The sequence below is a fragment of the Richelia sinica FACHB-800 genome (assembly GCF_014698825.1).
Taxonomy (GTDB): Bacteria; Cyanobacteriota; Cyanobacteriia; order Cyanobacteriales; family Nostocaceae; genus FACHB-800.
This window is the reverse complement of sequence record NZ_JACJTT010000067.1, coordinates 1-13,849: the sequence shown is the minus strand read 5'-3', so window position 1 is coordinate 13,849 and position 13,849 is coordinate 1. Positions and strand designations below refer to the sequence as shown.

At 40.5% G+C, this 13,849-nt stretch carries 11 protein-coding genes; 10 read left to right on the top strand and 1 reads right to left on the bottom strand.

The genetic code is table 11. From position 1 onward, the window contains the following. Positions 1 to 597: 597 nt before the first annotated feature. From cofG to H6G73_RS23720, 5 genes are all read left to right on the top strand, one after another. Positions 598 to 1,581 (top strand): 7,8-didemethyl-8-hydroxy-5-deazariboflavin synthase subunit CofG, encoded by a 984-nt coding sequence (cofG, locus tag H6G73_RS23740; protein ID WP_190608951.1) that lies wholly within the window; start codon positions 598 to 600, stop codon positions 1,579 to 1,581. Positions 1,582 to 1,725: 144 nt separating this feature from the next. Beyond that, entirely contained in the window at positions 1,726 to 3,030 is a 1,305-nt protein-coding gene (locus H6G73_RS23735) for a glutamate-cysteine ligase family protein (protein WP_190608950.1), read from the top strand. 17 nt (positions 3,031 to 3,047) lie between these two features. Next, entirely contained in the window at positions 3,048 to 3,989 is a 942-nt protein-coding gene (locus tag H6G73_RS23730; protein WP_190608948.1) for a GNAT family N-acetyltransferase, read from the top strand. Positions 3,990 to 4,592: 603 nt separating this feature from the next. Then, entirely contained in the window at positions 4,593 to 4,970 is a 378-nt protein-coding gene (locus H6G73_RS23725) for a hypothetical protein (RefSeq protein WP_190608946.1), read from the top strand. Between the two features lie 244 nt (positions 4,971 to 5,214). Then, on the top strand, positions 5,215 to 5,604 hold the full coding sequence (locus H6G73_RS23720) for an STAS/SEC14 domain-containing protein (protein WP_190608944.1): 390 nt from the start codon (positions 5,215 to 5,217) through the stop codon (positions 5,602 to 5,604). A 338-nt stretch (positions 5,605 to 5,942) separates the two neighbouring features. Here the strand turns inward: H6G73_RS23720 and clpB are convergent, their stop codons facing one another. After that, positions 5,943 to 8,561, bottom strand: a complete 2,619-nt coding sequence (clpB, locus tag H6G73_RS23715; RefSeq protein WP_190608942.1) for an ATP-dependent chaperone ClpB — start codon at positions 8,559 to 8,561, stop codon at positions 5,943 to 5,945. A 186-nt stretch (positions 8,562 to 8,747) separates the two neighbouring features. On the opposite strand from clpB, the gene H6G73_RS23710 reads away from it, so the two are divergent. The 5 genes from H6G73_RS23710 (at position 8,748) to H6G73_RS23690 (ending at position 13,592) form a co-directional block, all read left to right on the top strand. Then, positions 8,748 to 9,215 carry a hypothetical protein gene (locus H6G73_RS23710; RefSeq protein WP_242034298.1) on the top strand — a complete coding sequence of 156 codons (468 nt, stop codon included), beginning with the start codon at positions 8,748 to 8,750 and terminating at the stop codon, positions 9,213 to 9,215. Positions 9,216 to 9,226: 11 nt separating this feature from the next. After that, positions 9,227 to 9,511 carry a TIGR02450 family Trp-rich protein gene (locus H6G73_RS23705; RefSeq protein WP_190608941.1) on the top strand — a complete coding sequence of 95 codons (285 nt, stop codon included), beginning with the start codon at positions 9,227 to 9,229 and terminating at the stop codon, positions 9,509 to 9,511. An 896-nt stretch (positions 9,512 to 10,407) separates the two neighbouring features. Continuing rightward, positions 10,408 to 11,274, top strand: a complete 867-nt coding sequence (gene bchL, locus H6G73_RS23700) for a ferredoxin:protochlorophyllide reductase (ATP-dependent) iron-sulfur ATP-binding protein (RefSeq protein ID WP_190608939.1) — start codon at positions 10,408 to 10,410, stop codon at positions 11,272 to 11,274. 31 nt (positions 11,275 to 11,305) lie between these two features. Beyond that, positions 11,306 to 11,974, top strand: a complete 669-nt coding sequence (locus H6G73_RS23695) for a DUF5331 domain-containing protein (RefSeq protein WP_190608937.1) — start codon at positions 11,306 to 11,308, stop codon at positions 11,972 to 11,974. A 214-nt stretch (positions 11,975 to 12,188) separates the two neighbouring features. Further along, a complete protein-coding gene (locus tag H6G73_RS23690) occupies positions 12,189 to 13,592 on the top strand; it encodes a ferredoxin:protochlorophyllide reductase (ATP-dependent) subunit N (protein ID WP_190608936.1) in 1,404 nt (467 codons plus the stop codon). Positions 13,593 to 13,849: the final 257 nt, after the last annotated feature.

Below are 13,849 nucleotides of genomic sequence, written 5' to 3'. Positions count from 1 at the left end.
CCGATGTATAAGCGGTTGTTGGTGCTGGTGATGAATTCGCAAAAGCGATCCCATACGTTGGCGCTTTGGCGCTGTTGTAAGGTTGCTGTCATGTCTTTATGATTGCGCTTTTATGATGATGTTTTGGTTGGGTTTCCAACCTTTATGTACTTATATTAAGCAAGATATTTAGTTTTGTAAAGGGGTTTTGGCAAAATTTTTGAATAAACATGTAAAGCTATGTAACGTTAATCGTTAAAATCTAAACACAGCATGGCTTTTGAGTTCGTATACTTTTTGTTACATTTCTCAGTTTTTGGTCAGAGAGTGAAAAGCGTTTACTCCGCTACTCAGCAGCTATTACATATTGGAGTTGCATAATGGAAGCGGGCAAGCATCTTGCCCCACAAGAGTTATTGGTATTTTTATTGTGCAAGCTAGACGTGGTTTAGCTGAAAAACCACCATCAGATTACAGCTTGAGAACAAAATATTATAAATACTTATGTATATACTGTCTTTACATAATTCATACTGAATTATCATCCTTACATCTTATATTTTGTTTAATAAAACATAGACCCAAATAGACTTTGCCACCTTTAACCTGCTTTACCTGATGTCTTCATCTCACCAATTCAGCGTTACATATAGTCCAGCTTTTACCCTTGTTCCTACTTACGAATGCTTTAACAGGTGTAGTTACTGCAATTTTCGCACCGACCCTGGTCAAATTCCCTGGATGACTCTGACAGAGGCAAAAAGAATCTTGCAACAATTACAACAGCAAAATGTCTGTGAAATTCTCATCCTGAGTGGTGAAGTTCATCCCCGTTCACCCCAGCGGCAAGCTTGGTTGCAGCGTATTTATGATTTATGTGTTTTAGCTTTGGAGATGGGATTTTTACCCCATACGAATGCTGGGCCACTGAGTCGGGAGGAAATGCAAAAGCTAAAAACTGTGAATGTTTCCATGGGTTTGATGTTGGAACAGTTAACACCAAAATTGTTAAATACAGTCCATCGTCATGCACCGAGTAAACTACCAGAAGTAAGACTGCAACAATTACAATGGGCAGGAGAATTGCAAATACCTTTTACTACAGGCTTGCTGTTAGGAATAGGAGAAACAGAAGCTGATTGGTGGGAAACTTTAGCAGCAATTTCTCAGTTGCATCAAAAATACCAAAACATTCAAGAAGTAATATTACAACCCCACAGTCCAGGAAGTCTGCAAAGCTTTGATGCACCACCTTTTGACCCCCATCGCTTACCAGAAGCGATCGCTCAAGCTAGGGAAATTCTTCCCGCAGATATTACGATTCAAATTCCCCCGAATTTAGTTGTAGATGAGGGATGGTTACTGGCTTGTATAGAAGGGGGTGCGCGAGATTTGGGGGGAATTGGCCCGAAAGATGAAGTAAATCCAGATTATCCCCACTTACAAGCACAGACATTAAGGAAGATTTTGGAACCTGGGGGGTGGGAATTAGTGCCCCGATTACCTGTGTATCCACAGTTTGATGATTGGTTGACTGGAGATTTAGGACAGCAGGTGAAAAAATATAGGATGAAAATTAATGCTCAAGCTAATCAGCATTAATGCCAATCAATATGCCTTGATGGTTGCCTGTTGGTTTCTAGTGATAGCAAAAATTTTTGTAAATGGTGTTAGGTATATGTTCACCATGTCACCTTATCCTAATAAGCAAAGTCAGGATTTTTCAAGATAGGATTAATGAGCGATATGGGTGTAGTTAAACGTCGTATCGGTCTTGAGCAAGAGTTTTTTCTAGTAGATGAAAATGGTTATTTGAGCGATCGCGCTGATGAATTTCTGGACAGTTGTCATCTGATGGCCCAAGCACAGGGTATTAATCCTAATTACTTTGTGCCGGAGTTCGTGAAAAGTATGGTGGAGATTAACACACCTCCAGCTTATACAGGCATAGAACTAGCCAGGGAATACCTGAAAAATCTCAAATTAGCACTATCTGTATCGCGACAGATGCATCTACGCCTCTATCCTCTGTCTAGTTATCCTTTGCACATTATGCCCGTGATGCGCGATCGCCCCAACTATCATATTCAAGCCCGCACGGTCGGCTATGATAAATTTCTCCACGCTGGCAAATGTACAGGTACACATCTACATTTAGAAGTACCAGCAGGGGTAATTGACCCTCGTGTGGCAGTTTCTTATAACTCCACATCCGCAGAACGAGAGGAATTATTAAATATTTACAACTTAGCTACAGCTTGCGATTCTGCCCTGATTTCCCTTACTAGGGCCTGTCCCTTTTATGAAGGACAAGCAATTGGATTAGCAGCCCATACCATCCGCTATCGTGGGAGTGAAGTCTTTGGTTGGGAAGGAGTTTACACAAATTTACAAGCTGTGGGTGGACTCATGCCCTATGCCGAGACGGTGGAGGATTTGGTTGAACAACAATTTGCTCGTTACTATACTTGGTTGCAAGCTTTGGAAAAAGCTGGAATTGAACGTCACCAGTTTTTAGAGTCGGGGGGTAGCTTACTCAAGTCCGCATGGAATCCCATTCGACTCAACAAAATCGGCACAGTGGAAGTCAGGTGTATAGACAGCAACTACCCTTCCGTTACTTTAGCCATCATTATCTTGTTAGAAAATGCTGCTAATCGAGTTAGACACGAGAATTTAACTGTGAGACCAGCTAAAGGAGTAGAGGTATTTGAGTTAGCTGGCAACCATCTCTATGTACCAGATTTTGCTTATCTGAATGGTCAATTACTCTATACCGCAGCTACAGAAGGAATGAAAAGCCCCAGAGTTCAGGCTTATGTGGATTCAATTTTCAAGTTTGCCATGAGTGAAGCCAAGGAAGGCGCACATTTTTTGGAAAAACTCAGCCAGGACATGGAACACTATCAAACGATAGAAGCTGAAATATTACAGGAGTTTACTCCGACTACCGCTCAATTGTCATTAGATGCAGGTTTACGTTTAGTCCGGGAGTGCTGTGAAAAGCTCGAAGTCCAGGTCTCTTGGTTGGATGATGGTAATCTGAATTAGCCAAAACTAAAACCAACATGAATCTATCTATTCGCTTGCTGCAAAGTCAGGAAATTGAAACTGCCGATCGCTTATTTCGGTTAGCTTTTGGTACCTTTGTGGGATTAGCCGATCCATTTCAGTTTGCTGGAGATGCTGCTTATATCCGTCATCGTTACTGGACAGAACCCACCGGGGCTTTTGCGGCTGAATTAGATGGTCAACTGATGGGGTCGAATTTGGCGACTAATTGGGGGAGTTTTGGTTTCTTTGGACCTTTAAGTGTCCATCCTCAGTTGTGGAATCAAGGTGTAGCCAAGCAACTAATTGCCGCAGTATGCGATCGCTTGGAAGCATGGGGAATTAAACAAGCTGGTTTATTTACCTTTCCCAACAGTGCCAAACATCATGCTTTATATCAAAAATTTGGGTTTTGGCCACAATATCTCACAGCAGTTATGGCTAAATCCGCATCACCATGTGAGGTAAATTGTGACTTTCTGCGCTACTCCCTGTTAAGACAATCAGAACAAGAACAAGTTTTAATGGCTAGTTTAGAACTGACCCACAGGATTTACCCAGGACTGGATCTGAGAAAAGAAATTCAAGCTGTATCAAATCTAGAACTAGGAGATACTATTTTTTTGCTGGATGACAGCAAAGTAGTAGGATTGGCTGTTTGCCATTATGGTGCAGGAACAGAAGCTGGTAGCAATAACTGTTATGTTAAGTTTGCTGCGGTGCTGCCAGAAATTCATGCTGTCGATAGATTCGCGCAATTACTCAACCTCTGCGAAAACATGGCTTTAACTGTTGGTATGTCCAATTTATTAGCTGGAGTTAATACTAGCCGTCATGAAGCCTATCGCTATTTAATAGCCATAGGTTTTCGCACCCAAATTACTGGAGTTACTATGCAAAAACCCAATACACCAGGGTACAATCGGTCGGATATTTTTGCCCTGGATGATTGGCGTTAATGTGGTGAGATTCCGGGTTTAGCAATGCTAGACCCCCAGAAAAAATTTATATGTATCACAAGGTTATAAAAATTTTCTTATTTCTTTATAATTTCATCCAAAGCTTTAGCTAGAGAGGATTTTCCCAGTTTTGAGATGGAATGACCTATAACTAAAAATAGCGTTGTTTACAATACAAAGACAAAATAACCAATGTTGAATATTCTAAGTAATGTAAATAACAATGTGAGTTTATAATCGCAACAAATTGAAGTAAATTTACAATTTAGTAATAGGCATTAAAATTGATCCCTCAAGGTAAATGATGCGTTTTGTGTAGTTTTTAACTAAAATTTCGTAATTTTGAAATAATAGGAAGCATAGACTGATGACAAGGAATCTACTGTCTTACTGAGAAATGTTTACGGAAGTTAACGGCGGCTGGTATAAACGTTAACTAAAAATAACTGAATAACTTGGTTTTGTACTTACAAATAATGATAGTTAAGGGATTGATTATCTACTAGAAAAAAATCCTATAACTGCTTATCATGACAAAACTCGTATGACAATCTACTTTTGTTGTACCAATCAAGACATGAATGAAAATGGAGATAATTACTTATGAAAACACTAGTCAAATTGACTCATGAATCAGTAATTAACGAAATAGAAACTGTTTTACATACCTATCCATACCAACCTTACCAACAAGCCTTTGCCCTGCCTGACCTCCGGCAAGAATTGATTCACTTTGTTCTCAATCAGATTCCTTATTTTGATAATTTCATAGCTGAAGGAAACAGCACTATTAATAAGGTAGAAAAAAGTTCTATTTTCAGCCACAAGTTGTCCCGCAATCCTTTAGAACAAAAACTACATCTACAACAATTAATCCACCAAGGCATTTTTGCTATTTTTCAACAAAAATCTGGCTGGATTAGTCATTGTTTGCGAGAAACAGTAGAACCTGCTTGTGAACCTTCCCATTGGTTTGGTTAGCTCTGTAAACACGGTCAAGTCACCGATTACTGTCATCAAGGGTGCGATCGCTCTTTTGTTTAATGTATAGATAAAAGAGGTGGTTTCAGCGATCGCACTGATGGATTATATTTTGTTAATGAAGTTTTACAAAATTTAATGAAAATTAATCCCTTTTAAACGTGTTTTTCACTAACTTCATCTACTCCCTTGCTATCGCCAGTTGATAAAATGTTGACAAAATTATTCTGGTGTAATCGACCACATGTCAGCAGTAAAGGTTGAAGTTAAAATTTCCGTCGAAGAACTATTCAATGCAGTTGAGCAGATGAACCAGCTAGACCTAGAGCAGTTCTTATCTCGCGTAATTACCTTACATGCTCATCGTAAGGCCACTAGTTTGATTCAAGCTGAAGTAGATTTGTTTCTCAAAATGCACCAAGGAAAGGTAGCGAATTCACATAGTGGCTATGATAAATTATTGTCACGGGAAACAATGGAAATACTGAGAAGCGATGAATATAAAGAGCTATTGTACTTAAGTGAACAAATCGATAAATTACAAGAACATCGAGTTGAGTATTTATCGGAATTAGCGCGGTTACATGGCATTTCTCTCACTCAATTAATAGAAACCTTAGGCATTCGAGGATAATTCAGTTTTTCTGAGAAAGTTACCCAGTTTTTATGAAAACTGAAAATACCTGGTTGATGATGTCCTCAAAGGTTATTCATCTTTCTGATCTTGAATTAACTTGAAGATATTTATAGCTGTAGGCCAGAAAGTGAAGACATTAACTAAAACTGAGAAATCCAAAGGCTTTTACCACTGTCACCTGTTCCCTGTGCCCTATCAAATGTCACCTGCAATAAAATGACCCCCACCACCACCAGGGATAGGGGCCTGAAAGTTGTCAAGTGCAGATTTTTGATTTCGTTCATCAGAGATAAATTTATGAACAAAAAATCTCAAACCTCAGAATTGTCTAGCAATTAGCTGGCAAATACCTCAGAAGGCAAACGGCTAAAGGATAGACGTTCATTTTGAATGTCTACAAAAATGGTGTCACCGTCGTTGAAGTCACCACGCAAGATGCCTTTAGCAATTTGAGTTTCTAACTCTCTCTGAATGGCCCTTTTTAGTGGTCTAGCACCAAATACAGGGTCGTATCCTACTTCTGCTAAAAAGTCCAAAGCACTAGTAGAGAGTTTGAGAGACATTTTTCTATCACTCAATCTTTCTCTTAATCTATCTACCTGCAACTGCACAATGTGACGCAGTTCGTGTTTTTGCAGGCTGTGGAAGATTATTAATTCATCAATGCGGTTTAAAAATTCTGGACGGAAACTGCTACGCATTGCTTCCATCACTCGATGGCGCATTTCATCATAACGGCTATCATCTCCAGATACATCGAGGATGTATTGAGAACCAATGTTACTGGTCATGATGATAATTGTATTTTTGAAATCAACCGTCCGTCCTTGGGAATCGGTCACCCGACCATCATCGAGAATTTGCAGGAAAATATTAAATACATCTGGGTGTGCTTTTTCAATTTCGTCGAATAAAATTACCGCGTAGGGACGACGACGAATTGCTTCTGTTAATTGTCCTCCTTCTTCATAACCCACATAACCAGGAGGGGCACCAATTAACCGAGAAACGGCGTGTTTCTCCATGTATTCAGACATATCGATTCGCACTAAAGCTTCTTCTGAGTCGAACATATATGTCGCCAAAGCTTTAGCTAATTCAGTTTTACCCACACCGGTGGGGCCCAGGAAGATAAAACTAGCAATGGGACGGTTGGGGTCAGATAGTCCAGCACGAGAACGCTGAATGGCATCAGCAACGGCTGTTACCGCCTCATTTTGTCCAATCACCCGATGATGTAATTCATCTTCTAAATGCAGCAGTTTTTCTTTTTCTGATTCCACCAATTTACTGATGGGAATTCCTGTCCACTTAGAAATAATTTCGGCAATATCAGCTTCTGTGACTTCTTCTCGCAGGAGTGATTTACCTGCACCTTGGGTATGGGCTAGTTCCCCTTCTGTGGATTCTAATTTACGGTGCAAATCGGTTAATTTGCCATATTTTAATTCAGCGGCGCGGTTGAGGTCGTAATTTCTTTCTGCTTGTTGTATTTCCAGATTAACTCTGTCAATTTCTTCCTTAATTGATTGGATTTTTGTAATGATATCTTTTTCGGATTGCCATTGAGCGCTGAGGGTTCTTTGTTCTTCTTTGAAGTCAGCTAGTTCTTTTTCTAGACGTTCTAGACGTTCACGGGAAGCCGCATCACTTTCTTTTTGCAAGGAGAGTTTTTCCATTTCCAATTGCAAAATTTTGCGGTCAATTTCGTCTAGTTCTTCTGGTTTGGAGGTAATCTCCATTTTCAATCTAGCGGCAGCTTCGTCTACGAGGTCAATGGCTTTATCTGGAAGAAAGCGATCGCTAATATAACGATTAGATAAGGTGGCCGCAGCTACCAAGGCACTATCAGATATTCTCACCCCGTGATGCACTTCATAGCGTTCCTTCAACCCGCGCAAAATGGAAATTGTATCTTCCACATTGGGCTGGTCTACATACACCTGCTGAAAGCGTCTTTCTAGGGCTGCATCTTTTTCAATATATTTACGATATTCATCCAGGGTTGTGGCCCCAATACAGCGCAATTCACCCCGCGCTAACATTGGTTTTAACAAATTCCCTGCATCCATCGCCCCTTGGGTGGCACCAGCACCGACAACGGTGTGAATTTCATCGATAAACAGGACAATATTTCCACCTGATTCAGTGACTTCTTTTAATACTGCTTTTAAGCGTTCCTCAAATTCACCACGGAATTTTGCCCCCGCAATTAAAGCACCCATATCTAAGGCGATGAGTTTTCTATCTTTGAGGGATTGAGGCACATCTCCAGCGACAATACGCTGTGCTAAACCTTCGGCAATGGCTGTTTTACCTACCCCTGGTTCCCCAATTAAAACCGGGTTATTTTTGGTGCGACGGGAGAGAATTTGGACTGTGCGGCGAATTTCATCATCACGACCAATCACGGGGTCGAGTTGACCTTGACGGGCCGCTTCGGTCAAGTCACGGCCATATTTTTCTAGAGATTGATATTTACCTTCTGGATTTTGGTCAGTCACTTTCTGACTCCCCCGAATTTGTTTAATAATATTTTTTAATTTGCCTTCATCTAGACCAAATTCTTGGCATAGACCTTTACCAAAGCGGTCATCTTTGGCATAAGCCAGTAGTATATGTTCTATGGAAATATATTCGTCTTTAAATTCTTGCCGATAATTTTCCGCTCGGTCAAGGAGGCTGTCTAAGCTGCGTCCTAAGTAAACAGAACTGCTACTACCAGAGACTCTAGGTTGACGCTGGAGGAATTGTTCTGTGCGATCGCCTACTTTTTGTAAATTTACACCAGCTTTATTAAAAATTGCACCAGCTAGCCCTTCTTGTTCCAGCAGTGCTTTCATCAGATGCTCACTTTCTAGCTGCTGTTGGTGGTATTGTTTAGCGATATCCGGGGTGTGGGCGATCGCTTCCCAAGCTTTTTCTGTAAATTGGTTTGGATTAGTTGGTTGCATAGGTTTTTACTGTAATAAACCACTCCAGATCCGGCAGGAACACACTACTATAGGTGTCAGCCTGATTCCGTCCCAGATCAAACAACAGTGAATTTGTGCTTATAAACTCATTGTAAAAACATGGCAGTTACTCTATGGATCGGTCTTCACGTCTTTATCAAGTAGTATTACCGTCCGTTTTAACCTATGAACAGTTACTCCTCATCCATGGGGAGACTTGTACAAATCGTCAATAGGTTTTTTCCTCACATTAACCCCACCTCCCAGCTAATGATGATGAACCCCTACGATTTTGAAGATGATGACTTTGAGATAGAAGCAGAAGATTTAATCCTGCCTACTCCTGTCAGTAAAATGACTCAAGGCGAAAGACTCAAGCGATTTAAGCAGTTTTTTGACAGTAGTAGTCGGGCAATGTTACAAGATTGTCTATTTCGCATCGTCACCCATGAAGATGGTACAGGGACATTAGAAATACTCTGCCCGAATGAAATTGTCCGCCAAAGGCTAGCGAAAAAAAAGCGCAAAATTACTAATTACATCGATATCTGCGGTCAACATCTTTGCTATTTTTCTCTGTGTATTGAACAAGATGGACAATTAGACCATCAAATCTTCGACTTAAATGGTGATTTAATATCAACTGAAGATTGATAAATTAACTAATGCCGAAAAAACAAAAGTTTCCCCACCTACTCGGTTCTAAGTGGACTGCCCAAAAAAAAGTAGACGGTTGGCGACATTTTCAAGTAATCAACCGCAAAAACCAAGGTAAATGGGTTTATGCAGAAATGGTTGCATCCTGTGACCCCAATGTCCGCTTTTGGATCAATGCCAAGCTTTTACAAGATAACTCCCAATGGCAACCAGGCTGGCAAACCTTAAAAGAAATTAAAGCTAAAGTGCAAGATGAGACGGAAGAACTAGCACAGGTGATAGGGGATAGGTGACAGGTGACAGGGGATAGGTGACAGGGGATAGGTGACAGGGGACAGGTGATAGGTGACAGGGGACAGGTGACAGGTGATAGAGAGAGAAGTATTTAAGGTTAATGTATGTTTTTTGAGCAGCCCATTTCCTATGCTTGCTGGCAGTTAGCACCTTAGCCAGTGGATAAGATTTTGATATTTTAATAAATATTTACCGATTCTACAGACTCAACAAGCGATCGCAGATTCAAACCTATGAAATTATTTTTTCTCAAATTTCATGGCATTTGCCAATAATTCCCCTAATTATCTCTATTTAACGTATGAGTATGGTATCGCCATTACCTTGTCTATCTACAGATTCAGCATCGACTTATTCTCTACACATCTGGATTTAATGATATAGCCGTAGACAAGGCAGTTAGGACATTAACTACAGCTAAAACTGAGATAAACAAAGGCTTTTAGGACTCTCACCTGCTATACCACTGGCGTTGACAGCTTTTTACTTTGTCACTCCTAATTCATCTGCTTTTGGCTACTGCCCAAACAGTACCAGCCCTACCTACTCCCTGCGGATAGCATTCTCGTCCTGTGCCTTAGCCATATTGAGGTCTAGCCATACTTCTGAACTAATTTTTTGTCTTTTGTTACTATTTTTATTTATATAAAAAATAAATAATCTAAAAAATAAAATATAAAGATTTAAACTAATTTAAATCTTTATAAAGCCGAAAAAAGTATCTTTTAAGTTTAAAATCGCTGTATATCAACGGTTTGCATATTTAAAGACCCTTTCCTTTCCAGAAAATTTGCACAATAATGACACTCACACCTCACACATCGCCTCTCAGCTTAGGTGAAGGCAAATGTTTGAGCTGCAAGTTTGACAAACCACATCTTAAGAGGCAAAACCAGTGAAACTAGCAGTCTATGGAAAAGGTGGTATCGGTAAATCTACAACTAGCTGTAATATCTCCGTCGCCTTAGCCAAACGCGGTAAAAAAGTCCTGCAAATTGGCTGTGACCCCAAACACGACAGCACCTTCACTTTGACCGGATTTTTAATTCCTACTATTATCGACACCTTACAAGAAAAGAACTATCACTACGAAGATGTCTGGCCAGAAGATGTTATTTATAAAGGCTATGGTGGCGTTGATTGTGTAGAAGCTGGTGGCCCACCCGCTGGTGCAGGATGTGGTGGTTATGTGGTAGGTGAAACCGTCAAATTATTGAAAGAACTCAATGCTTTTGACGAATATGATGTGATTTTGTTTGATGTTCTCGGCGACGTTGTTTGTGGTGGATTTGCTGCACCCCTCAACTACGCAGATTACTGCTTGATTGTCACAGATAATGGCTTTGATGCTTTATTTGCTGCAAACCGTATTGCCGCTTCTGTACGAGAAAAAGCACGTACTCACCCATTGCGTTTAGCTGGCTTAATCGGTAATCGTACCTCCAAGAGAGACTTAATTGATAAATATGTTGAAGCCGTACCGATGCCAGTTTTAGAAGTATTACCTTTAATTGAAGATATCCGTGTTTCCCGCGTTAAAGGTAAAACTTTATTTGAAATGGCAGAGTCAGACCCTTCCCTGGCTTACGTTTGCGATTATTACCTGAATATAGCCGATCAAATTTTATCCCGTCCTGAAGGTGTCGTTCCTAACGATGCTCAAGACCGTGAACTATTTTCTTTATTGTCAGATTTTTATCTAAATCCGGGTAAACCACAAGCCACTAGAGTGGAAGAGGAATTAGACTTGATGGTTGTATAAAACATTTTACCTCTCAGGATGGGGGACTACTATGGCATTCTTTGATAGCTTTACCGATTCAATCAAACAAAAGTGGTTGCAATTTTTTCAACTCAACCGTGAATGGATATCCATGCACATGGCTGTAGAATCCGTCTATACACCCGACGGCGGAAAGCGGCCCCCTTCTTATCTCATCCTGGGAGTAGTCAATGCCCTAGAGCCAAAACTGGCTCAATTGATGTATCCTTTCTCTAAACTGAATCCAGATGCAGATACCTTAGTAGAGGTGCTGGATTTGCATTTTGACCCAGATATTGCCTTGGGAAACCGCATCAGTCCGATGACAGAACCCAGAAGCTATGCTAATCATTCTGGTTTGGAAACTACTTCTGACTCAGAAGATGGTGAATCATTGACTGACAATGGTTTTGATCATCTGGCTGTTGGTAACGGACACAGTGATGATTCAGAAGCCATGGGCAACTTTGAGGATATGTCCTTTGAGTCCATGACTTTAGCAGATGACAATCTTGATGACCAAGGCTTAGAAGACTTAACACCACCGGAAGAAACCGCTTTTAGCGATGTCTTATCTGATGTCTGGGGTGACGAAATGTCTTTAGCCAAAGGTGACGATAATAACGAATCTTTTGGGGAAGAGTTACCATCAGGAGTTTTTGATGAATCGGAGATGGCCCGTCTCTTCCCTAATGCTTAAATCTTAGCGTTCCTGTTGAATCTAGGGATAGCTAGTTAGTGTTTGGTATGACAACGAAAGGAGTTCAATGTAGAGCAATGAGAATGCAGGTTATTGGTTCATTCTCTCATCCATAGACTACAGAGAAGTTCCTGGGAGCTTCTCCACTCCTTTCTTCATTCACCCTATATTCACCTGCCTTGTACGCTTTAAAAATCAAGGGGAGAAAATCAACATGACTGTCGCTCAACAACCAGAAGCATTAACCTTTGAATGTGAAACTGGCAATTACCATACCTTTTGTCCAATTAGCTGTGTGGCTTGGTTATATCAAAAAATTGAAGATAGCTTCTTTTTGGTAATTGGGACAAAGACTTGCGGCTATTTCCTCCAAAATGCGATGGGGGTGATGATTTTCGCTGAACCCCGCTACGCAATGGCAGAGTTGGAAGAAGGGGACATTTCAGCACAATTGAATGATTATGAAGAACTAACAAGATTGTGCGAGCAAATAAAGCGCGATCGCAATCCTAGTGTAATTGTCTGGATTGGCACTTGCACTACCGAAATTATTAAAATGGACTTGGAAGGTTTAGCACCCAAGTTAGAAGCAGAAATTGGTATTCCCATTGTTGTTGCCCGTGCCAACGGTTTAGACTATGCTTTCACCCAAGGGGAAGACACAGTTTTAGCAGCAATGGCTAACCGTTGTCCTTCTCAAGCACCCATAGCCGAGACCGAAAAACAAGAACGCAACGCTATCCAGAAACTTCTCCACTTCGGGAAGAAAAAAGAAGAAGTAGTACAAGAAGAATCTAACTATGTAGACCATCCCCCCTTAGTCCTCTTTGGTTCTTTACCTGACCCTGTAGTTACCCAGTTAACCTTAGAACTGAAGAAACAAGGGATAAAGGTTTCTGGTTGGTTACCTGCGAAACGCTTTACCGAATTACCAGTGATTGAAGAAGGATATTACGTTGCCGGTGTTAACCCCTTCCTCAGTCGCACAGCTACAACTTTAATGCGTCGCCGCAAATGTAAACTCATTAGCGCACCCTTCCCCATTGGCCCGGACGGAACACGCGCTTGGGTAGAAAAAATTTGTTCTGTATTTGGAATTACACCCCAAGGTTTAGAAGAAAGAGAAGCGCAGATTTGGGAAAATTTAGAAGATTACGTGAAATTAATTCGCGGTAAATCTGTGTTTTTCATGGGTGATAACCTGTTAGAAATTTCCCTCGCACGGTTCTTAGTTCGTTGCGGAATGACTGTACCAGAAATTGGTATTCCTTATATGGATAAACGCTATCAAGCTGCTGAGTTAGCTTTGTTAGAAAAGACCTGTGAAGAAATGGGTGTTCCTTTACCGAAAATTGTGGAAAAGCCAGATAATTACAATCAAGTTCAGCGTATTTATGAGTTAAAACCAGACCTAGTAATTACTGGCATGTCTCACGCTAACCCATTGGAAGCCAGGGGTATTAATACTAAATGGTCTGTAGAATTTACCTTTGCTCAAATTCACGGTTTTGGTAATGCTCGTGATGTTTTAGAATTGGTAACTCGTCCCTTGCGTCGTAACAATAATCTGAAAGATTTAGGTTGGGATAAGTTAGTGAAAGAAGAAGCAAAGATTTAAGTTTTGCGTGTTATTCGGCAATTTAAGGACGGGCTTTTTAGTTCGTCCTTTTTTTATTATCTCACGCAGAGACGTAGAGAGGAAGAGAAGAGGGATGTTATCATTGGTGTTCAGATTTTATTGTTTAGACCTTAAGGGGGGACAAAGAAGGCTGAAAAAGAGACAGAGTAAAGAATGTGAAGGTGTATGGTAAAAAAAGATAGGTCTTATATTCTCAACAAGACCAATCTATTGAAAATGATACCGACATTCTATCA